This window comes from Desulforhopalus singaporensis (genome assembly GCF_900104445.1).
Lineage (GTDB): Bacteria > Desulfobacterota > Desulfobulbia > Desulfobulbales > Desulfocapsaceae > Desulforhopalus_A > Desulforhopalus_A singaporensis.
The window spans coordinates 90,773-115,678 of record NZ_FNJI01000009.1 but is presented as its reverse complement, the minus strand read 5'-3'; the positions used below and the strand labels follow the sequence as shown (position 1 = coordinate 115,678).

The 24,906-nt window shown below is 50.7% G+C and carries 22 protein-coding genes; 4 read left to right on the top strand and 18 right to left on the bottom strand.

Translation table 11 applies throughout. The features are described from left to right. Positions 1–11: 11 nt before the first annotated feature. The 15 genes from ndk to BLQ17_RS08225 form a co-directional block, all read right to left on the bottom strand. On the bottom strand, positions 12–425 hold the full coding sequence (gene ndk, locus BLQ17_RS08295) for a nucleoside-diphosphate kinase (RefSeq protein WP_092221740.1): 414 nt from the start codon (positions 423–425) through the stop codon (positions 12–14). A gap of 67 nt (positions 426–492) precedes the next feature. Beyond that, positions 493–1,488 (bottom strand): adenosylcobinamide-phosphate synthase CbiB, encoded by a 996-nt coding sequence (gene cbiB, locus BLQ17_RS08290; RefSeq protein WP_092221738.1) that lies wholly within the window; start codon positions 1,486–1,488, stop codon positions 493–495. A gap of 4 nt (positions 1,489–1,492) precedes the next feature. Next, positions 1,493–4,051, bottom strand: coding sequence for a cobyric acid synthase (locus tag BLQ17_RS08285; RefSeq protein WP_092221736.1), 2,559 nt, complete (start codon positions 4,049–4,051; stop codon positions 1,493–1,495). A 31-nt stretch (positions 4,052–4,082) separates the two neighbouring features. After that, complete coding sequence (gene cobS, locus BLQ17_RS08280; RefSeq protein ID WP_092221734.1) at positions 4,083–4,856, bottom strand: adenosylcobinamide-GDP ribazoletransferase; 774 nt, start codon at positions 4,854–4,856, stop codon at positions 4,083–4,085. Between the two features lie 44 nt (positions 4,857–4,900). Further along, entirely contained in the window at positions 4,901–5,968 is a 1,068-nt protein-coding gene (gene cobT, locus BLQ17_RS08275; RefSeq protein ID WP_092221732.1) for a nicotinate-nucleotide--dimethylbenzimidazole phosphoribosyltransferase, read from the bottom strand. 28 nt (positions 5,969–5,996) lie between these two features. Continuing rightward, positions 5,997–6,554: a bifunctional adenosylcobinamide kinase/adenosylcobinamide-phosphate guanylyltransferase gene (gene cobU / locus BLQ17_RS08270; RefSeq protein ID WP_092221730.1), complete on the bottom strand. Its 558-nt coding sequence runs from the start codon at positions 6,552–6,554 to the stop codon at positions 5,997–5,999. Between the two features lie 8 nt (positions 6,555–6,562). Next, a complete protein-coding gene (locus tag BLQ17_RS08265; protein WP_092221729.1) occupies positions 6,563–7,144 on the bottom strand; it encodes a histidine phosphatase family protein in 582 nt (193 codons plus the stop codon). A gap of 210 nt (positions 7,145–7,354) precedes the next feature. Then, on the bottom strand, positions 7,355–9,100 hold the full coding sequence (locus BLQ17_RS08260) for a YcaO-like family protein (RefSeq protein WP_092221727.1): 1,746 nt from the start codon (positions 9,098–9,100) through the stop codon (positions 7,355–7,357). 142 nt (positions 9,101–9,242) lie between these two features. Beyond that, positions 9,243–9,734, bottom strand: a complete 492-nt coding sequence (gene tsaE, locus BLQ17_RS08255; protein WP_245695057.1) for a tRNA (adenosine(37)-N6)-threonylcarbamoyltransferase complex ATPase subunit type 1 TsaE — start codon at positions 9,732–9,734, stop codon at positions 9,243–9,245. A 149-nt stretch (positions 9,735–9,883) separates the two neighbouring features. Then, a complete protein-coding gene (locus BLQ17_RS08250; protein WP_092221725.1) occupies positions 9,884–10,099 on the bottom strand; it encodes a cold-shock protein in 216 nt (71 codons plus the stop codon). Positions 10,100–10,288: 189 nt separating this feature from the next. Further along, entirely contained in the window at positions 10,289–12,109 is a 1,821-nt protein-coding gene (locus tag BLQ17_RS08245; RefSeq protein ID WP_245695055.1) for an extracellular solute-binding protein, read from the bottom strand. Then, entirely contained in the window at positions 12,109–13,050 is a 942-nt protein-coding gene (locus BLQ17_RS08240; RefSeq protein ID WP_092221723.1) for a DnaJ C-terminal domain-containing protein, read from the bottom strand. The genes BLQ17_RS08245 and BLQ17_RS08240 overlap by 1 nt, the downstream gene beginning before the upstream one ends. Before the next feature lie 418 nt (positions 13,051–13,468). Continuing rightward, positions 13,469–13,903, bottom strand: coding sequence for a single-stranded DNA-binding protein (locus tag BLQ17_RS08235; RefSeq protein ID WP_092221721.1), 435 nt, complete (start codon positions 13,901–13,903; stop codon positions 13,469–13,471). Between the two features lie 137 nt (positions 13,904–14,040). Further along, positions 14,041–15,165 (bottom strand): SPL family radical SAM protein, encoded by a 1,125-nt coding sequence (locus BLQ17_RS08230; protein WP_092221718.1) that lies wholly within the window; start codon positions 15,163–15,165, stop codon positions 14,041–14,043. Between the two features lie 20 nt (positions 15,166–15,185). Beyond that, positions 15,186–16,046, bottom strand: coding sequence for a glycosyltransferase family 2 protein (locus tag BLQ17_RS08225; protein ID WP_092221716.1), 861 nt, complete (start codon positions 16,044–16,046; stop codon positions 15,186–15,188). A 143-nt stretch (positions 16,047–16,189) separates the two neighbouring features. Here BLQ17_RS08225 and BLQ17_RS08220 point away from each other — a divergent pair, with 143 nt between their 5' ends. The 4 genes from BLQ17_RS08220 to BLQ17_RS08205 all read left to right on the top strand — a co-directional run bounded on the left by BLQ17_RS08220 (position 16,190) and on the right by BLQ17_RS08205 (position 22,246). Next, complete coding sequence (locus BLQ17_RS08220) at positions 16,190–17,686, top strand: Rne/Rng family ribonuclease (RefSeq protein ID WP_092221712.1); 1,497 nt, start codon at positions 16,190–16,192, stop codon at positions 17,684–17,686. Positions 17,687–17,723: 37 nt separating this feature from the next. Continuing rightward, positions 17,724–19,106, top strand: a complete 1,383-nt coding sequence (locus tag BLQ17_RS08215; RefSeq protein WP_092221710.1) for a M23 family metallopeptidase — start codon at positions 17,724–17,726, stop codon at positions 19,104–19,106. A gap of 93 nt (positions 19,107–19,199) precedes the next feature. Then, positions 19,200–20,642 (top strand): LPS export ABC transporter permease LptF, encoded by a 1,443-nt coding sequence (gene lptF, locus BLQ17_RS08210; protein WP_092221708.1) that lies wholly within the window; start codon positions 19,200–19,202, stop codon positions 20,640–20,642. 5 nt (positions 20,643–20,647) lie between these two features. Continuing rightward, positions 20,648–22,246: an NAD(P)H-hydrate dehydratase gene (locus BLQ17_RS08205; RefSeq protein ID WP_176761140.1), complete on the top strand. Its 1,599-nt coding sequence runs from the start codon at positions 20,648–20,650 to the stop codon at positions 22,244–22,246. A gap of 1 nt (position 22,247) precedes the next feature. Here BLQ17_RS08205 and ung read toward each other — a convergent pair whose 3' ends face one another. Genes ung through BLQ17_RS08190 form a run of 3 tightly spaced genes read right to left on the bottom strand, consistent with a single transcriptional unit; the run spans position 22,248 to position 24,857 of the window. Further along, on the bottom strand, positions 22,248–22,949 hold the full coding sequence (gene ung / locus BLQ17_RS08200) for a uracil-DNA glycosylase (RefSeq protein ID WP_092221704.1): 702 nt from the start codon (positions 22,947–22,949) through the stop codon (positions 22,248–22,250). After that, the gene (nadD, locus tag BLQ17_RS08195) at positions 22,942–23,604 is read right to left on the bottom strand and encodes a nicotinate (nicotinamide) nucleotide adenylyltransferase (protein WP_092221702.1); all 663 of its coding nucleotides are present in this window, start codon (positions 23,602–23,604) and stop codon (positions 22,942–22,944) included. Before nadD ends, ung begins: the two co-directional genes overlap by 8 nt. Continuing rightward, positions 23,601–24,857 (bottom strand): glutamate-5-semialdehyde dehydrogenase, encoded by a 1,257-nt coding sequence (locus BLQ17_RS08190; protein ID WP_092221700.1) that lies wholly within the window; start codon positions 24,855–24,857, stop codon positions 23,601–23,603. The genes nadD and BLQ17_RS08190 overlap by 4 nt, the downstream gene beginning before the upstream one ends. Between the last annotated feature and the right edge of the window lie 49 nt (positions 24,858–24,906).

Genomic DNA, 24,906 nt, shown 5'->3' with positions numbered 1-24,906 from the left:
GATTTCAAATATTACAGTAATTCAAGTCCGGAAAAGAAATATCCGATCTCAAATGCGGCTGTTTCCGGCGCGTCGGATCCGTGGGTCGCATTTACCCCGACACTTTTGCCAAACTCTCTCCTGAGGGTGCCCTCCGCTGCCTCGGCAGGGTCGGTGGCGCCCATAAGCTCGCGCCATCTGGTGATTGCATTGTCGGCCTGCAGCACCATGACAATGCATGGACCGCTGGCCATAAAATCGGTCAACTCGTCAAAAAACGGGCGCTCCCGGTGCACATGATAGAACCCCTCCGCTTCTATCTTGCTGAGATATAGTTTTTTCAGACCAACTATGGTGAATCCTTCCTCGTAGATCCTGCTGATAATTTTCCCGGCATTACCGTCGGCAAGCGCGTTGGGTTTGATGATTGCAAATGTTCTTTCCATACGTCTTCTCCCTGTAACTGTTTATTAATAAGGTTATAGCCTGCAGTATCAATATTTTGCAAAACAGTCATCCCCACTGTCCGAAGGCAAGTCCGCATCCGATTATTATCATGACAAATATTGCGGAGCCACCGACAACAAGCCGGTTGGCGGTTTTGATATCCTCCGGGGTCAAGGTCCTGGTTTTTTCGCCGATAAACGGTTTCTCTACGATTTTATCGAAATATACGTTGGCTCCCCCGAGCCGTACGCCGAGGGCGCCGGCGACAGCTGCTTCAGGGTGTGCGGCGTTGGGGCTTGCGTGATTGAGCCTGTCGCGGAAAAAGATCCTGGCCGAATCGCGATAGTTGAGACGCAGCATAAAAGAAGCTGCTATGAGGCATAATCCGCTGAGTCTAGCCGGTATGAAATTGACGATATCATCGATTTTTGCAGCATATCTGCCGAACTCGAGGTACCGTTCGTTTTTATACCCAATCATCGAATCCATGGTGTTGATACTCTTGTAGAAATAAGCGCCAACTGCCCCGCAGGCGATGGGAGAAAGGGACAGTACAGGGGAGAAAAAAGAAAAAACCACGGCGAAGAAAAGAGGTGCGGTTATACCATCCACCATATTTTCGGCAACGGTTTCCACGCACGCACGCGCCACATCTTCTTCAGACAGCGCGCTTGTATCTCTTCCCACTATCTTGGCTACTTCTTTTCTTGCTTGTTCAAGGGAATTTTCCCGTATTACCCGATAGACCGAGAGACTGTGGCGGATAAGGTCGCGACAGGCGATTGCCGTGTAGACAATAAAAATTGCTGCAATCGCCTCGACAACCGGGCCCACCAGTGAAGCAATCGACAGCACCCCCAAAATAACAGCCAGGGTGAGCGCTACGACAAAAAAAACGGTACACCCGCCGCCAACACGTCCGGTAAGTCCTAAGAAACGGCAGATTGTTTCAAGTCGCCCGATCAGCCACCCTACCCCTCTTACCGGGTGAGGATACCAGCTGGGATCACCGATGAGCAGATCGAGAGAAATAGCGATTGCCAGAAAATAAACAAAAGTCATGACGTTACAGTTTTAACAGGCGGTAAACAGCGTTCATGTCAATATTGGCACGAACGGTATCGGCAAGACGTTCAAAAGCCGCCTCCAGGTTATAGGGCGCTACGATTTTACCGAGCGGTGCCAGGTTCTTGCGTGTTCTCAATTCATCGATAAACCAGCGTCTGAATTCATCGCTGTCAAAGACACCGTGAAGATAGCTGCCCCATACTCCCCCATCTTCAGTACCACTGCCGCAGCTGGAGCCGTCGTCAAAACTCAACAGCGGCACCCGGTTTTTCGACGATATGCCATGGTGGATCTCATAGCCGAAGACAATCTTGCCGGACTCGTTGTGAACCCCGGCCTTGCGCACAAGATTTTTTTCCTTCTCGATAACGGTTTCCATGTTGATCAGGCCAAGCCCCGATATCTGTCCCAGGCCGGATTCGATCTGGTACGGATCAGCAATGGAGTTTCCCAGCATCTGGTATCCGCCGCATATGCCGACAAGCTTGGTCCCGGAGCTCTGACATCGTCTGAGGACATCAACCAGTCCGCTAGATTGCAGAAAACTCAGGTCGTTGATGACGTTCTTGGTGCCCGGCAGGATGATCGCGTCGGGATTTCCCACATCTTCTTTTTTGTCGACAACACGAAGGGTTACATCCGGTTCGTCGAGAAATGGTTCGACATCGGTAAAGTTGGAGATGTGCGGAAGATTGATCACCACAAGTTCCACCGCATCATTTTCGCGAATGGTATTGAAGATCCCTTTCTTGAATGATACCGAGTCTTCTTCCGGCAGACCGAGATTTTTCAGGTGGGGAATCACCCCCATCACCGGTTTTTTGGTATGACCAAAGACATACCCATGGGCACTATCAAGAAGCGAAGCCTGTCCGCGAAATTTGTTGACCAAAAATCCCGCCACCAGGTTCCTTTCCCACTCCGCCAACACTTCCATAATGCCGACAAAAGAAGCGTACACTCCACCGCGGTCGATATCGCCAACCAGAATTACCGGCGACTCGGCGTAGTCGGCCATCTTCATGTTGACGATATCGTCTCTTTTTAGGTTCACCTCCCCGGGTGACCCGGCACCCTCGAGGACCATGACATCATGTTCGCCTGCAAGTGAGTCATAGCTCCTGCAGACTGCGTCCCAGATAGTCGGTTTATAGAGGTTGTATTGGTTAACCGACATATTACCCACCGGCTTGCCGTTGAGGATGACTTGACTCCCGGTATCAGAGTTCGGCTTCAACAGGATCGGGTTCATCCTGCAGTCGGGATCCAGGCGAGCAGCCTGGGCCTGTACCACCTGGGCACGCCCCATCTCGTCGCCGTTTAAGGTCACGAATGAGTTCAGGGACATATTCTGCGCCTTAAACGGCGCAACCTTCAATCCGTCCTGAAGCAGAATCCGGCACATTGCCGCGGTGAGAATGGATTTACCCGCATCCGAACATGTTCCCTGAAACATGATCGCCGGTTTTTTATCTCTTTTTCTCGCCTTTTTTGACGGATGGAAATAGTCGGTAAAGGTGTCGACCAGCTGCCCGTTCTCCTTTTCCGTACGCACCGCCACCCTGAAGAACAGCTGGCTCTGTTCAAGTCCCCGATAATTGTCGCATCTCCTGATAAGAATTCCGCGCTTTCTGCAGAAATCGGCAAGTTCACCGCTTGTCCCACGGTCAAGTCTGCCAAAGAGGTAGTTGGCGGTACCAGGATAGATGCAGATACCGTCTATCCGGCCCAGAGCTGCCGTCAATTGCTCGCGAAGCTTCTGGCAATAACTCCTTGATTCCTGGTGGTATTGTTGATCTTCAAGAGCCTTTACCGCAAACCTTTCGGCAAATGTGTTAACACTCCACGGGGGCAGGTTTTCCCGTATCGACCCGGCAAGGGATGGGGTCATGGTGGCATATCCGACACGCAACCCAGGAACCCCAAAAAATTTGGTCATGGAGTTGAGTGTTACAATATTATCCCTTGTTCCGGCAAGAGATAGCGCCGGATCGATAAAATCGATAAACGCCTCGTCGATTAAAAACAGGGTCTTCGGGTGCTGCTCGGCAAGAAAGAGCAGATCCTCACGTTTCACCATCCTGCCGGTAGGATTGTTCGGGGTGGCGATTACCGCGAGGTCGCCCGCTTTCAGTTCCTGAGACAGCCTGTTAAGATCGAGATCGAAATCGTCCTGCTCTCCCATGAAGAAGGTCTCAACATTTTTCCCGCCGATTTCTGCCGCTCTCACGTAATCCACGTAGGAGGGAACCGGAATAACAACCCGGCTGCAATCGACAACCCTCATGAACGTATAGAGAATTTCGGTGGTTCCGTTACCGGTTACCACCATCTCTTTTTCCACCCCGTTATATTCAGATACCGCCTGCAAGAACTCGGTGTTTTCCGGATCCGGATAATGGATGAGGTTTTCGATCTCACTCGACAGCAGCGACCTGGTCCATTCAGGAGGTCCCAAAGGGTTTATATTGGCACTGAAATCAATAATCTGAAAATGTTCACTGCCAGTTTCCCGCAACGCCTTGTGTATGTTTCCACCGTGCTCAAAAGTTTTCATAGATCAAACCAAAATACCACAAATAGAGTAATTAAAAGTAAAAGCAGCTGACCGATACCGCCATCATCAGTTCACCAATTTCACAATTTGCCCCAAGCGTGTCGCCAGTTGCTCCACCCAGTTTGGCCTTGCAGGCGCCGTTGAAAATCACACAGCAGCCTATAACCAGAACTGTTGCCGGAATTGCTTTTGCCGGAAGGACAGTGAGGATGACGAGGTAGAACAACAACAGCGCGATCAATGCTGTTTTTCTGCTCGAATCAGAATAAAAAAGTTTACCAAGCCCCCCTTCGGCCCGGCCATAGGGCAGAAACGCCATGGTGAAAAGAATAACGGTTCTGCCGGCCAGGGGCATAAGGAGAAGGGCTGTAGGCAGCAGCTCGGCTGAAATACTTGACAGCGCTGCATATTTACCGAGTAGCACAACGCCCACAGCGATAACCCCCATGGCTCCCACCCGGCTGTCTTTCATGATTTCAAGACTTGCTTCCCTGGGTCTTGCGCTGAAAAGTCCGTCAGCACTGTCGGCCAGTCCGTCAAGGTGCAGGCATCCCGAAATGAACGCCAGAAAAACAATGGATAAAAGAGCGACTACCGAAATGGGAAAAAGCTGGAGCAGCAGAGTGGAGATTGCGGCGGCAACGCCGCCGATGAGCAGGCCGACAACCGGAAAAAACACGAGGCTTTTGGTGAAATTTTCAGGATCTTCCCGAACCTTGTAGGAAAGAGGCACCAGGGTGAGAAACCTCAGCGCAGTGCAGAATCTTGCTGCTGTTTTCATAAAAGAAAATCTCGTCTTCTCCATACCTTTCCCCAGTCTCTCGAACCCGCTCTGTCATTTCATTGCTGTTACTTGTCGGCTTCCGCCACCGCAGCCTCTTCAAACGTCGCCACTTCCGTCAGGATAGCCACCGCGCCTTCTACCAGGTTCATGGCCACGGCGGCGCCAGTTCCTTCGCCGAGCCTGAAGTTGAGGTCAAGAAGCGGCTTTTCACACCCGAGTTTCAACTGCATCGCCTTGTGGCCCGGCTCAACCGACTTGTGCGAGAAGATAAGATAATCCCTGACAAACGGTTCTATGGTGTAGGCGATAAGAGCAGCCGCAGTGGAGATGAACCCGTCAACCACAATCGGTTTGCGGTTTGCCGCAGCCCCCAGGATCAACCCGGCGAGTCCGCCGATTTCAAAACCGCCGACCTTGGCCAGGATATCGACCCCGTCTTTAGGATCGGGCTTGTTGATCTCAAGTGCCTGCTTAATGACATTTGTCTTGTGGACCAGTTGGTCATCGTTTAATCCGGTTCCTCTGCCGGTAAGGGCTTCAAGCGGCTCGCCGGTGCAAACCGCTGCAATGGCAGTGGACGGGGTTGTGTTGCCGATCCCCATGTCGCCGGTTCCGAAAATATCATATTCAGCGGAAAGCTCGTTGGCAATATCAATACCGGACTCAAGGGCCCTTACCGCCATGGTCCTGCTCATTGCCGGCCCTTTTGCTATATTTCCGGTACCGAGCCCGACTTTCTTGTTGATGATTTTTCCAGCATCGGCAAGATCCTTGAGATCAGCGGCAACCCCCATGTCGACCACGAATATATTGGCCCCGGCTTGCTTGGAAAGAGCATTTATCCCGGCACCGCCGGCGACGAAGTTATACACCATCTGGGGTGTTACTTCGCTGGGGTACTTCGATACATTTTCGGCAACCACCCCATGGTCTCCGGCCATGGTGAGGATCGCCTTTTTTTTCACGGACGGTTTCACCGTACCGGTCATTCCTGCAATATCAAGGGCCAAATCCATCAAATCGCCCAGTGCCCAGTGGGGTATTGCCAGATTGTCCAGTCTGGTCTTTGCCTTTTCTCTTGAAGAAGCATCCTGGGGATATATTTCTTTTACGGTTTTCTCTAGTAAGCTCATCGGATTATTTTATTATAGCAACTGAGGGTTATGACAGGGCTGGCCTGTCTTTTATGTGAACAGGAATACCGCAACTGACAAGAGTCACCTGGTCTGCGGCCCTGCCAATGACCTGATTGACCGTTCCCACCAGATCCCGATATCTACGCCCGAGGGCGTTGTCGGGGACAATACCGAGACCAACTTCGTTGGTTACGCATATCACGGTGCCAAGGGTGTCGGGAACAGCCTTGATCCAGTTCTGGCAGCATTCTCTGACGGCACCATCGGTTAGAATTTCACCCCGCTGTTCACTGACATAGAGAAGATTATTGACCCACAGGGTAATGCAGTCGAGCAGGACCACGTCATAGCCGCCAACCGCGGTACGAAAAGCTTGTTCAAGCTCGGTTTCGCACTCAAGAGTCTGCCATCCCCTGCCTTGGCGTTCCTGTTTATGTCGCATCACCCGATCTTCCATTTCCGGGTCCAACTTTGGGCACGTGGCAATAAACAGTCGCTGCTCAGACAGTGACTCGGCAAGCTCCAGGGCATAACTGCTTTTACCGCTGCGTGCGCCCCCGGTAATCAGTACAAGTCTGGTCATATCCTTTCCTAAAAATTCAACCCGGTCAAGACACCACCTTGATCGTGGAGCCGTATGGCGGTAACCTGTCCCGGCTGTACGTCAAAAAGAAGATAATTTTTTTCCGGTATCCCAAGAAACATGCACAGCAGGTGCCGTATTACTCCGCCATGGGTAATAACCAGCACATTTTCGGCATCGATACCTTTTATTTCGGTATAAAAATCATGGATTCTGCGGGTAAACAGGTGGTAAGATTCGCCTTCCGGGAAGACAAAGTTCTCTGGTTCCATGACCCAGCTGTCCACCAGTTCCGCATCATCTTTTACAATTTCGGCAAAACTTTTCTTTTCCCACCTGCCAAAATCTATCTCCGTCAACAGTGTCGAAAAAGCGACATTTTCCTTTCTGTCCAACAGTTCAAGGGTCTGCCTGCACCTGAGCATCGGGCTACAGAAGATAGCGTCGAACGCAATAGAGCGCAATCTCTGCTTTGTTGCGAGCACAACACTTCTGCCGTCTTTTGTAATCGGCACATCGGAGGTTCCGATATATCTTCCCGAGAATCCGGTATTGCCGTGACGGACAAAATAAATTTGTTTTACATCCATAAGCAGCTCCCGTTCAAACAGACACCGAATTCAGTTTCCCCGGCTCAGACGTAACAGAGATGAATACCCTAATTTTGATTCAGATTCAAAACAAATATTGTAATTAATTCTTCTGTAAATCTTGTAAAAAGAAGCCAGAACGGTCAGCCGGAAAACAGAGCACCGCAACTCTGTTTTCATCCAAGAGTTGCGGTGCCAGCAGGAGACAAGCTATTTTTTGACGATTTTCGCAAGCAGATTGGTTGCAAAATCAAGACTCGGATCGAGGGTGAGGGCTACTGTCAGATATTCTGTTGCTGCCTCGTTGTTGCCGATCCTGTGGTAATTCACCCCAAGATTTGCATAATCAATTCCCGAGGCAGGATTAAGCTCCACGGCTCTTTGAAAATGGACTATCGCCTTATGGAAATTTTCAAGCTTAAAAAAGCATACCCCGAGACTGTTGTGCAGGTCGGGTCGCTGTTCGTCTTCACTCAGCCCTTTAGTGAGCACCTCTATCGCCTCTTCAAACCGCCCGAGATCCTTCAGACTGCTTCCCATATAGGAGTAGATATACGGTAAATCCTCTGCTTGCGGATTGAGTTCGAGAGCCTTGCGGAAGTGGTCCAGGCCGTTTTCATAAAGCCCCATGTTGACGAAGTTGCGGCCCCGGTAAAACTCGAGGTAATAGGCGGATGGCAGCAACTGTTCCATCTGGTGCAGCTTGGCCTCGAGCAGGTCGGGGTCGTCAACCAGCTCAACCAGGAGCTTGGCCGCAAAGAGACCGACATCCTTGATCATCGACCTCTCACGGAAATGGGCTCCGGGGATGATGGTATAAAGAGCGGGTATTCCCAACTGTTCGTGGGTAACGTCTATCATGAGGACATCCATGCGATTGGCACGGATGGCCTCCACGCAGCGCTCAATTTCTATGCGGATATTGTTGTCGGCAAGATTTGCCATCCGGTCGACTGCCACGCTGGTTGTGGCTGAGGTTAAATACTCGACCTCTTCCATCGTTGCAGGTTTGGGCAGTCCGGAGGCTACATAGTTGGAGCCGGAGTTGAAATCTCCGGCCAGCTGGGCGATTTCGGTGACCGCCCGGATAAGTGCCTTCTGGGGATCGGGGGTGGTCCCGGCAGTATAGACGATTTCGCTGGTTTCAGGAAATGTCGATCTGTCCACGGCCAGGGCTCCGACGGAGCAGATTCCGGTATCAAGGCTGAAATCGTTGAGGTAGAGTTCGATGTTGTTTGCCGCAAATTTTTCCAGCAGCTCTGTTGCCACCGGGTCAGTTACCGTTTGCGGATCAATTTTCGGGGTAACTATTTTCTGGTTGTTGATCAGCGAACAAACGTGGCGCTCAACTATTTCGCAGATTCCCTGGAGAGCCGCTTCCTCTCTGGTGTTGCCGGCTGAAGGTCCGTTAAATTCATTGATCGCGAAAAACCAGGAAAAAGGAATAAGGACGTTTTTGCCTGTGGTTATGTTTGTTCCCCATGCCCACTGCATCGGGATATTTTCCAGAAGCCGGCCAAAGACTTCGCTCTCTGTAGTGTCGTCGTGTACGGATTGCAGCAGGTAGTCGAGTTCGAGGACCGGATATCCCTCATCTCTCATTTGCTGGTAATCCCCGGTGACGAAATTGTTGGGATCGTTTTTATAAGAGAAAAAAGAAAACCTTTCGGCAAGCTCCATACAGGCTGAAGCTTCTGCCTGTATCGGCGAAGCTCCTTTTCCCATCTGTTTCTTGGTCCCGGTCATGGCTCGGGCGTCGTCACCGCAGACGCTGAAATAAACCGGAATATCCAGTCTCCCGTTGTCTATTCTCTTTACCTCGCTGAGAATTTCTAGATTGAGTGATTTAACCTTCGTGTAGAAATTCTCAAGAGTCTCCTCCGGCGTTATCGCCTTGTCCTGATCGACGGTGAACGTTTTGAGGCAGTCTTTAAATTGAATTGTTTTTTTCTTCATGCAAGGTGGATTAAAATCTCTGGTGTTGATTTTTTCGTGATAAGGTTGCCGAATATCTCTATAGTTACGGGTGGGTCAGCCCAGATTACTGCCGGTGTAAATTTTAGAATTTTTCCGGGGCAAATTGAGAAAACTCACATAATCAGATATCAGTGGTCATGGTAACGAAATTTTCCCGTATTGCCAGGATAAACTTATTGTCCGGGTCGCCTGCGGCGCCACGCACTGTTCGCGAAAGGTCCTCTTCAAGGGTGAGTTCGAGGATGAGCCTGTTTTCTGGCAGGAGTTCCGCAGCTCTTGCCGACCATTCTATCACCGTCAGTCCCTGGCCGTAGATATATTCCAAAAAACCCAGATCTTCTACTTCAAGGCTGTCTTCGAGGCGATAAAAATCCATATGATACATCACCATTTTCCCCGGATATTCATGGAGAATGGCAAATGAAGGGCTGGTAACGTAACAGGATTTGTCGACCCCGACCCCTCTGGCTATCGCCTGGGTCAAGGCGGTCTTGCCCGCTCCCAGGTCCCCGTCAAGGCATATGACATCCCCGGGAACTGCCAGCCTGCCAAGCAGATTACCTAGTTTTTCGGTATCATCCAGCCGTTTTAATACAAATTCTATCTTTTGCAAGACCTTAACTCCCACAATGTAGCACCGCAAGGGGTATTATTAAAAGAACTACGGTAAATGCTCAACGCAAATTTTTCCACAAAAAACAAAACCCCGTTTCAGGCAGTCACTTTTGCCCGAAACAGGGTTGGTAAAGAAGGTGCTTTACCTCATTTTACCTTGCACACATTTTCCGCCTGCAGCCCCTTGTCGGTCTCAGCGATTGAGAACTCGACCATTTCACCTTCCTCCAGACTCCTGAATCCCTCTCCTTCAATCGCGCTGTAATGAACAAAAACGTCAGATTCTCCGTCAGGTCTTTCTAAAAAACCATACCCTTTACTCGCGTTGAACCATTTAACTTTTCCTTGCACACGATCAGACATCCCAAAAGCCTCCCGTAATAGACAGGTCGGACCAGGCATGACCGGAATGAATAGTCCTCCCTGCATTAATAATTATGCCCTGAATTATATAGGGCATACTCGATTGGTAGCAAAAAGGAGCGGTGAAAGTCAAGCAAAAACAAGGCGTACGCTTGCAGCGTTAAACGATGCAGCCCAAATGATGGAGGGCTATTTTTCCCACCAAGTCATGAGCAGTTGAAAGGGAGAATAGTAGAGGGGCAGTTTCTCAGGTTGCGAAAAACTGTTGGCATAACTCAGCCTGTGCACCGGCAGATACCAGTTAGGCACCAGATAGTATCCGTACCACAACACGCGGTCAAGCGCCCTGCAGGCAGCGATGAGATGTTTCTGGTCGTCGGCGTAGATGATCTTTTCAACGAGCAAATCTACCACCTCTGATTTTATTCCTGCATAGTTCCGCGATCCGATCTTGTCAGCGGAACTGGAATGCCAATAGGAACGCTGCTCGTTTCCCGGAGACTGGGATTGCCCGTATGTGGCTACAATCATGTCGAAATCAAATTTTTTCACACGATCGACATAGAGCGTGGCGTCAATGGTTCGATAGCTCGCCTGTATGCCAAGCTTTGCCAGATTCCTGACATAAGACGCCATTACCCTCTCAAACGTCGGGGAAACCAGCAGTATTTCAAAGGTGAAGGGGTGTCCGGCATGGTCGACAAGAATGCCGTTTTGCACTTTCCAGCCAGCCTCCTCCAGTAATTTTTTGGCTTCCAGCAGGTTTTTCCGCAACCCGAGCTTACCGACAACCTGGGGGGCTGCAAGAGGTGTGGTGAACACCTCTTGGGGGAGAGTGCTGCGAAACCGGTCAAGGTACGTCAATTCGATTTTGTCCGGCAATCCCCGTGCCGCAAGGTAGGAATTGCTGAAAAAAGAGTCGTTTCTTCGGTATTGATTGTGAAACAGCGACTCGTTGGCCCATTCAAAATCAAAAGCGAGTCCCATTGCCTTTCGTACCAGGATGTCGCTGAAGATTTTTTTCCTGGTATTCATTACAAAACCCTGGATTCCAGCATTGTTTGCGTGGAGGAAAGTCTTTTTTATCAGTTTTTTCGACGCAAATTTGGGACCGACAAGATCTCTTGCCCACTGTTTGGCAATGTTTACCGCCATGAAATCGAACTCTCCGGCCTTAAATGCTTCTAAGGCAACGATCTGATCCTTGAAATATTTCACCTCTATCTCGTCGAAATTAAACATATATCGGCGAGTTGGGTGATTGACTCCCCAATAGTCGGGATTTCTCTTGTATAATATGGTCTTGCCAAGATCCATCCGGGCGACGACATATGGGCCTGAACCGATGGGCACGCTCAACAGATCGTCACTCGTCCCATTTCCCCAGAAACCTGTCTTGTCAATACTTCTGGGGAAAATCCTCATCTGGGCGGTAATCAGGTGAAGCTCACGGTTGGGTTTTTTGAAAAAAATTCGGATCCTGCGGGAGTCGACAATCTCGTAGCCGGCGATGTCTTCGTAATAGTAGTTATAGGCTGGATGAGCCTTGTCGCTTTTCAGGATATCGACCGTGTAGCCAACGTCCTCTGGCGTCACCGGACTTCCGTCGGAAAAACGGGCGTCACCGGAGAGGGTGAAAAGAACTGATTTTTTATCGTCGGCAAGCTCGATGTCTTCAGCCAGCAAACCGTAGAGGGAGAACGGCTCGTCGAGGCTGGAGACCGCCAACGGCTCGAAAACCAGCTGCTCTATGCCAAGCGGTGCTTCCCCTTTAAGACTGAAAGGATTCGTTTTATCAAAACTTCCGATATCGTGCAGGGTGAGCCGGCCGCCTTTTTGGGCCTTGGACGACACATATTCAAAGGAGGTGAACCCTTCGGGATATTTCAATTCTCCGTCGATCGACACTCCGTGGGCCCCATTTACGTCAGATGGCCGGCACAACAGCATAAAGAAAACGAGCAATAGCCTCCATATGTTCGCTTCGCCACAGCCGGTCACCGCACTCATCACAACCCGCACATTTGCAGTTGTTCAATAACTTTTTTTTGCTCCTCACTCAGGTTTTTCGGCACTTTTACGCCTATTCTCACATAAAGGTCGCCACGCTCGCCCATGGGGCCGGAGGGCAGCCCGTATCCCTTGATCCTGAGTTTTGCGTCGTGGGTGGTACCGGGCGCGACTTTCACCATGAATTTCTTGCCCTCAAGAGACTCCACTTCGACCTTGGCACCAAGACACGCCTCGCTGTAGCTGATCAGTCTGTTGACAATCAGGTCATCCCCGTCCCTTGAGAACTTGCCGTCTGAGACGATATCTATCTTCAGGTAAAGATCGCCTGGCGGCCCGCCGTTTCGTGAAGCGCCGCCTTTACCTTGAAGCCGAAGCTTTTTGCCGGCCTCTATTCCCTTGGGAATTTTCACCGAAACGTTCTGCGGCGTACCGTTTTTGCGAAAGGAGATGGTTCGCTCAGCGCCATTGAGCACTTCCTCCAGCGTGACCTTGATCTGATAAGTCATATCCTGCCCTTTTTCCGGTGCGCTCTGGCACCCCCCTCCTCCGCAGCCGGTGGGCCCGCTCTGCCGGAAAAAGGAACCGAAGGGATTAGATCCGTAGCTGCCGCCCATGCCGGACTGGAATCCGGAGGCCGCCTGAGCCCGCTGGCCGAAACCGAACTGTCTCAAGATATCGTTGAGATCGAAACCGCGGAATATGTCTTCCTGTGAGTAGCGCTGATGAAAGTTCGCTGATCCGTAAGTGTCGTATTGCCGTCTTTTTTCCACATCGGAAAGAACAGCATAGGCCTCACTGACCTCCTTGAACTTCTTCTCCAGTTCCTTGTCGCCTTTGGTCTTGTCAGGATGATACTTCAAAGCCAGCTTTCTGTAGGCTTTTTTGATCTCCCTCTCCGAGGCATCTTTGGTTATTCCAAGCGTCTTATAATAATCCATATCTGTTGTTTTTATTGAACAAGATTAACAACAAAGCTTTCTTCTTTCGTGACTGAACAATATGAACTGTTGGCGGCCCAGTCAACTTCTTTTACGACTGAAAATAGAGCTATCTATTATTACCTGTCGCTTTAAAAAGATAATTTTAAAGCACTGGAGCCACGACATTCGCCCGCCATATTGCCTGTCCGACCGATAGAGTTATGCCGCTATCTCCGAGCACCGCTGTGAAAAGTGGTTTTTATAGCAGTTTTCATTGTTGCATACAAACTATTTCACATGCAAAGCCATCGCACCGATACGTCATTACTTCCGGCAAGTTGTGTCATGCCAACGAAAAAGAGGCAATATCAATCACAATGATATTGCCTCAACTCTGCCTCCAGGGGGGGGGGCGATAGCCGGTGGGGACAGCCGCTCAGAAAGGAACGTCTTCCCCGGTACCCCCGTCACCAAATCCACCTGAACCTGTAAAAGAAGATTCGGGAGGCAGCGGCGGTTGATCGTATCCTCCAGATCCGTCACCTCCGCGGGGACTCAGGTTCTGGACGGTATTGGCTATAATTTCCGTTGTGTAACGATCATTGCCGTTTTGATCCTGCCATTTGCGGGTCTGCAATCTTCCCTCAACGTATATTTTGGATCCTCGGGAAAGATAATTGCCGCAATACTCAGCACTCTGTGCCCAGACCACCACACGATGCCATTCTGTTTCATCTTGAGTGTTGCCGTCCCTGTCCTTCCAGCGACGGTTGGTTGCCAGGCTCAGTGTTGCAACCGCTGTTCCGCTTGGCGTGTAACGGATTTCAGGATCAGCCCCCAGATTGCCAATGAGAATAACCTTGTTTACCATATTGTAATCCTTTACTTTTTATGATTGAACTTGAATTTTTTATTATTGCACACCTACTATACGACACTGACTGCAAAGAACAAGCGCAAATTTGCTTTGGCGGCACGCAGCAAAACAAAGGTCGGGATTCCCAAAATTTATTGAGCCCCTTTTACCGCATCATTGAGCATTTGTGGCAGCCCGCCTTTTTCTTCCGTCCTGAACCCGGTAACTTCCTTCCATATTTCGTCGCTTTCCATACAGAAATAGATGCATGTGTTTGATGCGGCCTTTTTTTTCAATGTCTCATACAGGAGCGAATACATCTGCACCCTGCGCGGGCGGAAATATCTCTGCTTGTTGTCAAGCCCGACAACGAACTCGTTAAAATAGATCCTGGAAGCGGGAAACCGCTTAACTCCCGTTTCTTTGAGGCTGGGCAGATAACGCAGACACCCCAGGGATATCCACACGATACTCTCCGGCGGTACCGAGTCGTAAAGTTGGGTTATGGTGTCGACATATCCTTTTTGCCACCCGGGATAATCAATTATCGGATCAAAGTGAAATGCAAGTTTATACCCCCACCCCGCGCATAGAGCCGCCGCCTCAAGCCGTTGGCTCAGCGTCGCCGATCGCAGTTCATGACTGCGCATGATTTCCGGGCTGTTCAGGGACCAGGCGATGATGGTCTTGCCGTTATGGTCAAGGTCCTTGAGATTCTCGATGACAGCGCTCTTGGTCTTGAGCTCCAAAACGGCATTATCGTACCCCGCAATCCTCTCAACCAGTAACCTGCTGAGACCGGTCAGCCGGTCTATTGCCAGGGAATCGGTAAATTCGCCGGTGCCGATCCGGTGCATGATCTGCTGGTTGGTCCCAAGGGCTGTGTCCAGTTCGTTAAACAAAACGTCGAGGTTGACGTAATGGGTCAGCCACGGTGTATTCAGGTACGCCTGAAGTATGCAGTATACGCAATCGATCGGACAGTTTGAACCGGTGTTGAGGATCTGGTAGTCGCAGCACCGATATTCTTTGGTACCGGGACATGGCTTGAAAAACTGGCCCCTGTTCTTGGTAAGAAAAAGCTGTCTCTTGCCACGGGTAAGATTTGCAGCGAAATCGAGGGCGAGATCGTTCGGCTGCTCTCTTTCAGGCACAACCGTAAAAGGCAGTTTTGTCCTATCGAGAATTTCCCTGGTATAGGCAAAATCCATACAGGATTCATCAACATAAACCTTATTGATATAAGAGGAGGGATCCTTCCAGTTTGTCTCTTTCACTTGACCTGCCTGTATTGCTGTTATTGTAATCCGGCTTTGCGGATATATTGATTTTTTATCTCCATATACAATCTGCCTTTTGTTTCCAGTCCATGCTTTATACACCCCCCGGCAAATATGTCTATTTTTCTTTCCAGCTCATCACAGGCGGCAGCATAATAGTCAGGGGACAATACATTGCTGTCAAGAATTTTCCTGATGCTTTTAATGCGCCACTCGTCCATGCCGATTCTGTACTGGAATGAAACCTGATCCTGCCTCCCTCCCTCTTTGACGGTAAGCGGCGAGTCGATCAACAGAAACGGGTATCGCGCACTCGCCCTCAGCCACAGGTCGTAATCCTCGCAGCACCTCATTGTTTCGTCAAACATCCCGATCCTGGCAAAAATCTCCTTTGTAGCCATCACGGTTGACATCCCGACTCCACACAACATCAGGCAGTGGTCAAAGATATGCCCATGCCGTGGAATATGCTTTTTTTTCTGATTCAGGTGTTCTCCCCGACGCAGCCACTTCTCCCTGGTATGGCTTATCAGGTATTTACCGCTGTCTTTAAAAACCGGATATTGACGCTCAAGCTTTTTTCTGTGCCAGTGGTCGTCTGAATCGAGAAAAGCGACGATATCGTTGGTCGCCGCTTCTATCCCACGATTTCTCGCAGCCGCGGGCCCACGGTTGGAGGTGGTGATGATTCGCATGGGAATCCCAGAATGTTTCTGGAGCTTGACCAGAAGTTCGGGGGAACCATCTGTTGAACCATCGTCGACGACGATGAGTTCGTTGCAGGGCAGCGTCTGGCGAAAGACCGAATCGATCGCCCGGCCAACCATGGTTACACGGTTAAAGGTCGGAATAATAACGGATATTGGACATCCACTCATGTTCGATACACCGGTTTTATGAAATTAAAAAAAATATTAAATATGGCAATTTAATGTTGCTATAATGTATACTACAAAATTCATAAAAAAATACACTTTCCCTCCGGAAAGTTTACATTTTGTACTATATACGGTTTTTTAGGATGACCACTGAAATATTAATTAACGCAACAAGCTATGAGGTGCGACTTGCGCTTGTAGAAGATGGAAATCTCAGTGAATATCACATGCAGAGGCCCACTGAGAAGGGGCTCATGGGCAACATATACAAGGGACGGGTCGTACGTGTTCTGCCCGGCATGCAGGCGGCTTTCGTCGACATAGGTCTTGAACGGACAGGTTTTTTGTATGTCGACGATGTCTGTGTTCCATCCAACTCGCCCAACTTCGATCCCTGTATAACTGATTGTGCCAATACCCATGTACGTTCCCAGGGACTGCATATTGAGGATCTTATAAGCGAAGGCCAGGAACTCCTGGTCCAGGTCAGCAAGGACCCTATCGGCACCAAGGGAGCCCGCCTGACCTGCCACATCACCCTGCCTTGCAGGAATCTGGTATTCATTCCGCAGACCGATCACATCGGGATTTCCCGCAAAATTGAAGATGAAGAGCTGCGCAACAACCTCAAGCAGGTCATTGAAGAGATTCGACCGAAAAACTCGGGGTTTATAGTCCGCACGGTGGCCAAGGATTCCTCCATCGAGGAGCTTGAGGCTGATATGGAGTTTCTCATGCTGCTTTGGGAAAGCATCATCGACAAAGCGGAAAACATGGAGACCCCATCTCTTATCCACGAGGATCTCGATATTACCCTGAGGTCCATACGTGATTTTTTCACCACGGATGTCGACAGCCTGGTGATTGACGACCCGGTGGCGCACCGGAAACTGCTCGACCACGTAAAAACATTTGCTCCGCAACTACTCGATAAGATAACACTTTACCAGGATTCCACCCCCCTCTTTGACGCCCACAATATAGAAGTTGAAATATCAAGGGCTATTGAAAAGAAAGTCTGGCTCCGCTCCGGGGGATATATCATCATCGAATCCACCGAAGCACTGTCGGTAATAGACGTGAACACCGGAAGGTACGTTGGAAAAAATGATCTTGGTGCCACAATTTTCAAGACCAACATGGAAGCAGCCGTAGAGATCGCATACCAGCTGCGACTGCGAAATATCGGCGGCATTATAATTATCGATTTCATCGATATGGAGGACGACACTCACCGTGAACAGCTTTTCGAGACGTTCAGAGAAGCGGTGAAGAAAGACAAGAGCCGGATAAACATCCTCAAACTTTCCGAGTTCGGCCTGGTGCAGATGACCCGGAAGAGAAACAGCGAGAACCTGCATCAGCTGATGTGTGAGCCCTGCCACTACTGCTCCGGAGAGGGAATGATCAAATCAAGAAGAACCATCTGCTATGAAATCTTCAGGATGATCAGCCGAAATAGCCAAAAACACCGGGGCCACACTATCACTCTCAGGGTCCATCCGAGAATCGCCGATCTCCTGCAAAACGAGGAGGAAAAAACCATGGCGACCATTGAAAAAGGTGTCAACAAGCGTATCGTGGTCGCGCCTTCACGAGATCTGCATATTGAGAAATATGAAATTATCTGGCAGAGTTAAATACATACAACCCGTTATTATAATAGAGAATTGATTCATGGTATTTGGCAAAAGACGAAGAAGGTTACAGGGCAATAGCAAAAATAAGATCTGGTTCATCCTGGTGGTACTCGTTGGTATTGCGGCGGGAATTGCAGGCGTTCTGTTTTTCGAAGGTGAAAAGCCCACCGCATCCCTTGAAGGCACCGGACATTTCCTTGGCAAGGACGGAGCTGTAACGTACACTGTTTCAGATGACAAAAGCGGAATAAGAGGAATTTATTTATGGGCGACCCAGGGAACTACCAAAAAATTGCTTGATTCCAAGGTCTTTCCGCAAAGCTCCTATAAAAACCCGGTCGGCCCGCTCAGCGAATCCGGAACTGTCAGCTTTGCCCCGCTAGCCGAGGGTTTTAAGGACGGAGCGGTTACCATTACCCTTGAAGTATACGATTTTTCCATGAGAGGCTGGTTCAAGGGCAACAAGAAAGTGGTAACTCAGGAAGCAACCATCGACACCAATCCTCCCCGCATCCAGATACTGCACGGTGAAAAATATATATCGCCAGGCGGTACCGGGATTGCCATCTACCGGGTATCCGATGCGGATTCCGTCAGCGGAGTCTTGATTAATGGCAGGTTTTACCGGGGCTATCTTGTGGGTGACGGAAGAGATGATACCTACATCTGCTATTTTGCCCTGCCCTACGATGCGGCCAAGATTGAAGAGCTGTCGATACGCGCAACCGACAACGCCGGCAACAGTACGCTTGCCCCATTTGCCACCGTCTACAAGAAAGCTGACCAGAAGAATGACAACATCACCATAAGCGATGGTTTTCTCAACCTCAAGATACCGGAGTTTCAGCTGCATTACCCGGAGATGACGGGTGAGCTTATCGATCAGTACGTCTATATCAATAACAAAGTCCGGCAACAAAACAATGCTCAGATCCAAACCATATGCAATTTGTCTGAACCTGATCGCATGTGGCGCAACAGGTTTGAACGCATGGCCGGAAGCTCAAGAGCCGGTTTTGCCGACCACAGGGATTATCTCTACAACGGCCGGTCAATAGACCGGCAGGTGCACCTCGGCATGGATATCGCCTCTATCAGGAGGGCTGAGGTCAAGGCTGCAAACAGAGGGAAGATAATTTTCGGCGACTATCTCGGGATCTACGGCAACATGGTCATCATGGATCACGGCCAGGGAGTTTTCAGTCTCTACTCGCACCTGAGCCAGATCAACGTATCCCCTGGCGACACGGTGGACCAGGGAACGGTAATCGGCCTTACCGGCACCACAGGAATGGCAGGTGGGGATCACCTTCACTTCTCCATGCTCGTCCAGGGAACGTTTGTAACCCCTAAAGAGTGGTGGGATCAAAACTGGATCGAGGCAACCATTGAAGAACCGCTGACCGATTCAAGATTTTAATTCCTTTAAATTACCGAGAATCGAACCCGCCCGGTACAGATTTTACGCCGAAAGACCTGGTAACGGCTCACTTAGCCGATTCAACGCAGCGCCATGAAAAAAGTTTCCAAAATGCCGCTTTTGCTCTACAGCTACCTTGCAACGGAAATGCTGGAGCCTTTTTTTGCGAGCTTTCTGATCATGAACTGCGTTTTTTTTCTCGTCAGACTTATCCCCTTCCTCAATTTCGTCCTCGACCTCAACATCGGGCTGGCCGATTTTACACGGCTCATCTCGTATATGTTTCCGAACATATTTCTCTACACCATACCCATGGCGGCCATGATGGGGGTCACAATCGGCTTCGCCAGGTTATCGAGTGATTCGGAAATTCTGGCGTTTAAGGCGAGCGGGATCAGTATGTACAAGATAATTCCTCCGGTGGTGATCGTCACCGCCCTCATAGCGCTGTTTACCAGCTATTGTTCAACAAGGCTTATCCCGCTCAGTGAAGCCGCCATGAAGCAGCTCACCTATCAACTGCTCAAGGAAAAAATCAACAATGGTATTAAGCCCCATGTCTTCACTGAAGCTCTGGGCGACGTGGTGGTCTATGTAGAAGACGTGGATAAAAAAACCGGGAGATGGTCTAAGGTTTGGGTATCCGATATGAGGGACGGGGCAAACCCGACCATCACCATGGCCAGTACCGGCAAAATGATAAGCTCGGTAAATAACATGAACGTATCGATAATTCTCGACAACGGCAGCCTGCACCGTCCCGACATCGCGAACGCCCAGGTGGTCGAATTCGACCGCTACCAGATCAACATTCCCCTTCAGCCGCCCGATTCGAAGGCTACCAGAGTCAAGCAGAAAAACGTCCTTTCCCAGAAAGAGCTTTTACTGGAGGCGCAAAGTATAGAAGGAGATACCACCCACAAGAGAAAACTTCTCATTGAATTCCACAAACGGCTGGTTCTGCCGGCGGGCTGTCTGCTGATGAGTCTTCTCGGGTTGCCCCTCGGCCTGCAGGCAAGGCCCGGCAAAAAGGCGATCGGCATCCAGGCGGGTCTTGGCATCTTTATCTTCTATTATATCCTTTTCACCTTCGGCAAGCAGATGGCGGAGGACGGTGTTCTTCCGGTAATGGTGGCGATGTGGATTCCCAACCTGCTGTTCTTTTTACTGGCTGTTTTCTGGGTATACCGAATAGCCAACGAACAGCCCCTGCTGCCAGCCACGGTCTCAGAGAAAGGAAAATATTATTTCACCCTGCTGCAAAATGGAATAAAAGAAGGTTTCCAGCTTTTTCGTACCAAGACCGAGGAGCAGCAGCAGTGGGTACCGGACGACCGCCAGCCCAAGGGGCTTCTCATCAGCGGAAACCCTAAAAAGCGCCAATTTCATCTGCCAGGGTGTAAAGACTACAGGTGTAAAAGTTGCACCCTGGTGTTCAAAGACGTCAAAATCGCCTTGGACTCCGGGTTTTCACCATGTCCGCAATGTCAACAGAGGTTAACCAGAACCGCAACAACCCAGCACAGCCAGGAGTAAGGCACATGAAACTTCCATCCGCCAGCCAAATGCAGCAACTGGACCGGAGAGCCAGCGAGCAGTATGGCATCCCGACTATCGTTCTCATGGAAAATGCCGGGGTGGGAACCGTGCGGATGGCCCTTGACGAACTCGGTCCGTGCAACAACACTTTCGCGCCCATCTTTGTCGGTCCCGGTAACAACGGCGGTGACGGACTGGTCATAGGCAGGCACCTGCACCAGCGTGGTTGCGAGGTTATGTTCTTCTTCCTCGTCAATCCCGAAAAACTCTCCGGAGACCCGGCCACTAATTTCAAAATTGTAAAACAGCTCAAACTCCCCTATCACGTTGTCGACACCGTTGAGCGAATTGGAATGATTCCTATGCTTATTGCACAAAAGGAATCAAAGGGTCTTTGCTGTTACGCTGTTTTCGATGCAATCTTCGGCATCGGTTTGTGCCGCGAACTCTCCGGTCATTTCAAAAAAGCAGTCGAACTCATCAACTCAGCAGCTTTCAAGACCAAGGGTCCGGTGATAGCTATCGACATCCCCTCGGGCCTTGACTCAGACAGCGGTAAAACCCTGGGATGTTGCGTTACGGCCGACTATACCGCTACTTACGGCTGCGCCAAACCGGCTCACTTTTTACACGGATCCGGTTCCCCCGCCGGCAAGGTCGCCGTTATCGATATCGGCATTCCTCCCGCGGTTGTTAACAGCGGCGGAATCGATACAACCCTGGCCACCGACGCGCTGGTAAAACAAAGGAGTACTTCTCTGCACCGTGCTATCACCTCCCACAAGGGGGATAATGGCCACCTGTTTATCCTGGCCGGTTCCGCCGGGAAAAGCGGTGCGGCGATTCTTGCGGCAAAAGGCGCACTGCGCGCGGGAGCAGGACTGGTCACCCTCGGCTGCCCGATCCAGTTGAAGGATATATTCGGTTCTGCCCTGCCCGAAGCGATGACCTTTTTGCTCTCTGGCAGCGACACCTGTTTTTCCATCGACGACCTGGCGGTCATAGAAAGGGAGCTTGCAACAAAAGATGTACTCGTGGTAGGCCCGGGGATTGGTCAGGACCAAAGGACCGCCGAGCTGATTCTGACGCTGTACGAAAGAGCCAAATGCCCCATGGTGATCGATGCCGACGGGCTTAATATCCTCGCCTTGGCAGCTGAGTCGCTCCCACAGCCCGGCGGCCCCAGAATATACACCCCCCATCCGGGCGAATTGAGTCGCCTGATCGACATGGACAGTGGTGCCATCAATCAGGATCGCCTCGAAGCGGTAAAACTGGCCGTCACTAAATTTGCAGGCAGCAAGGATTCTGTTGTCGTGCTCAAGGGAGCGGGTACCCTTGTCGCTGACGGCAGCGGGCAACGATATATCAACACCACCGGTAATCCGGGGATGGCGGCTGCAGGGATGGGGGATGTGTTGAGTGGGATCATAGGGGCGCTGCTTTGCCAGGGGTTGGCGCCGACCGATGCGGCCCTGTGCGGAGTGTACCTGCACGGCAGTGCCGCAGATATGCTTTTTGCTGCACAGGGTCCCGGTTTTTTTGCCGGCGACGTGGCCGACAGGATCCCCTGTGCGCGCAGAAAACTCCTCGTCGTATAGCTTACCAGGATATCGGCTGCATACCGTGAGCTTTTAAATATTCGTTGCACTTCACGAAAACATCAGAGCCGAGAAAACCGCGGTGCGCGGACAGCGGCGACGGATGGCTTGTTGTCAGGATGAGATGTTTATTACCATCAATCAACGGTGCTTTCTTCTGGGCAAAGGCTCCCCACAACATAAATACCACGTTTTTCTTGACCTGGTTTACGGTCTCGATGATGTTGTCGGTAAGCACATGCCACCCAAGCTTCACATGCGAATTCGGTCGTTTCTTCTCCACCGTGAGGCTTGCATTGAGCAACAAAACCCCCTGAAGTGCCCACCTGGTAAGGTCGGTATCGACGCTGACCTGTTTTCCGCCATATATACTGTTGTTCACCTCCAGCAGGATATTTCTCAGTGAAGGCGGGACAGGGCACCCTGTCCTGACGGAAAAACAGAGACCGTGGGCTTCGGGGCCGACACCCGGATGTTCGTTGAAATAAGGATCCTGGCCGAGGATGACAACCTTGGTGCTGCTGATGCTTGTCTGGCGCATGGAGGCAAAGACGTTTTGTCGTTCCGGGAATACCTTGCCCCCCCCGTGGACGGTATCATAGGCTTTTCTTACCAGTTCCCTGTGGAAACCTTCTTTCATGAGAGGCACGATTTCCTCCCAGAGCGGTCCTTCTTTACCGTTGTTTACTGCACGTTCAGCCATTTTTTTCACGTTGCGGTATATACAGCCCTTTTTTCCTGATATATGCCATCACTTCAGGGTCGAGTTCAGAGGTTATTGTCAAGGATTTCGAAGCAGCCCTTATTTCCGACGAACTGAAGCCTTTTGGAATTTTTTTCAATATCCGTACCGTCTTGAACCTGGCTCCTTGCCATACCTCCCGGTGCCTTGTATACCCGAGACTGGTCAGCAGCTTTTTCAGCATAAGCTCGCTGACCCCCACCCTTTTTGACAGCAGGATATGAACATACGACAGAATTTCCCTGTAGCTTTTCCAGGATTGAATTTCAAGAAACGCGTCGGCGCCGATGACAAAGTAATAGCTGTGGCCCAGACGATCATCGCCGATCATCTCCTTCAAGGTGTCTATAGTGTAAGAAGGTTTTGCAAGCCGCTCTTCTATGGTACAGCATGAGAATTCGTTGCGACTGCTGCAGGCTATTTCCAACATCCTTACCCGATGGGCAAATCCCGCGATGTCTCCGCTTTTGTGCGGCGGATCGGCAGACGGAATAAACAGTACCCGGTCCAGGCCGGCTTCGGCAAGTGCTGTTTCGGCCACCTCCATGTGGCCCCGATGAACGGGGTTGAAGGTACCGCCAAAAAGACCGATTTTCAGCCCCGGAGCTCCCATCATTTCCTGGTCTGTCCCTCACCGTACACCACAAATTTCCTGGTAGTCAACTCCGTAAGCCCCATCGGTCCATAGGCGTGCAGCTTGGTGGTACTGATACCGATTTCAGCGCCCAGGCCCAGCTGGCCTCCGTCGTTGAACCTCGTGGATGCATTGACCATCACCGCCGAGGCATCCGTCTGGGCGATAAAGCGCCGAGCCGTTGTATAGTTTTCGGTGACTATCGATTCGGTATGCTGAGACCCGTATTTCCTTATGTACTCCGCCGCCTCTTCAAAGCCAGAGACGACCTTGATGCAAACCCTCAGGTCGAGGAATTCGGTTCCCCAGTCGCTCTCGTCGGCCACCTTGATTCTGCCGTCTATTGCCACACTTTTGGGACATCCCCTGAACTCTACGCCAAGTTCCTGCATAGCCGAGACGACTTCAGGAATGAACCGGTCGGAGACATCGCGGTGAATGAGTATGCCTTCCATGGCGTTGCAAACTCCGGGCCGATGGGTTTTGGCATTTATCAGGATCGGAACCGCTTTAGTAAGATCCGCGTCCTTGTCGACGTATACGTGGCATACTCCCTTGTAGTGTTTCAACACCGGAATTTTTGACTTGCTCACCACCAGCCGTATCAATCCTTCCCCGCCTCTTGGTATGACCAGGTCTATGGTATCCTCAAGCTCCAGCAGGTAACTTACCGCCTCCCTGTCCGCTACGGGAACCACCTGCACCGCGTCGGGGCTGATCCCGTGTTCTTCCAGTGCTTTTTTCAGCACCGCCCCCAGTGCCAGGTTGGAATGGATGGCCTCGGAGCCTCCCCTGAGAATAATACCGTTACCCGCCTTCAGACACAGAGCCGCACCGTCAATGGTCACGTTGGGTCTTGATTCGTATATCATGGCGATGACCCCGAGAGGGACGCGCATTCTTCCCACCTGTAACCCGTTTGGTCTGGTGGTAAAATCCTCGATTGTTCCAACCGGATCTGGCAGTGCGATGAGCTCCCCGAGTCCCTGCACCATCGAGTCGATTACCGCATCGGTAAGGGCAAGCCGGTCCAGCATCGCCTCGCTCAACCCTTTTTCTTTTCCGTTGCTCAGGTCTTTGGCGTTTTGTTGCTGGATATACTCCTTTTCCCTGATAAGAAGATCGGCTACGGTCTTCAGTACCGCGTTCTTTTTTTCGGTAGATAGAATTGACAATGTTGCCGATGCGGCTTTTGTTCTTGCCGCCATCTCTGTAATGGTCTGCTGAAGTGTCATATTATCCTCACGGTTGGCACGGCTGTTCAAGGAGCAGGTTTTCTTGACG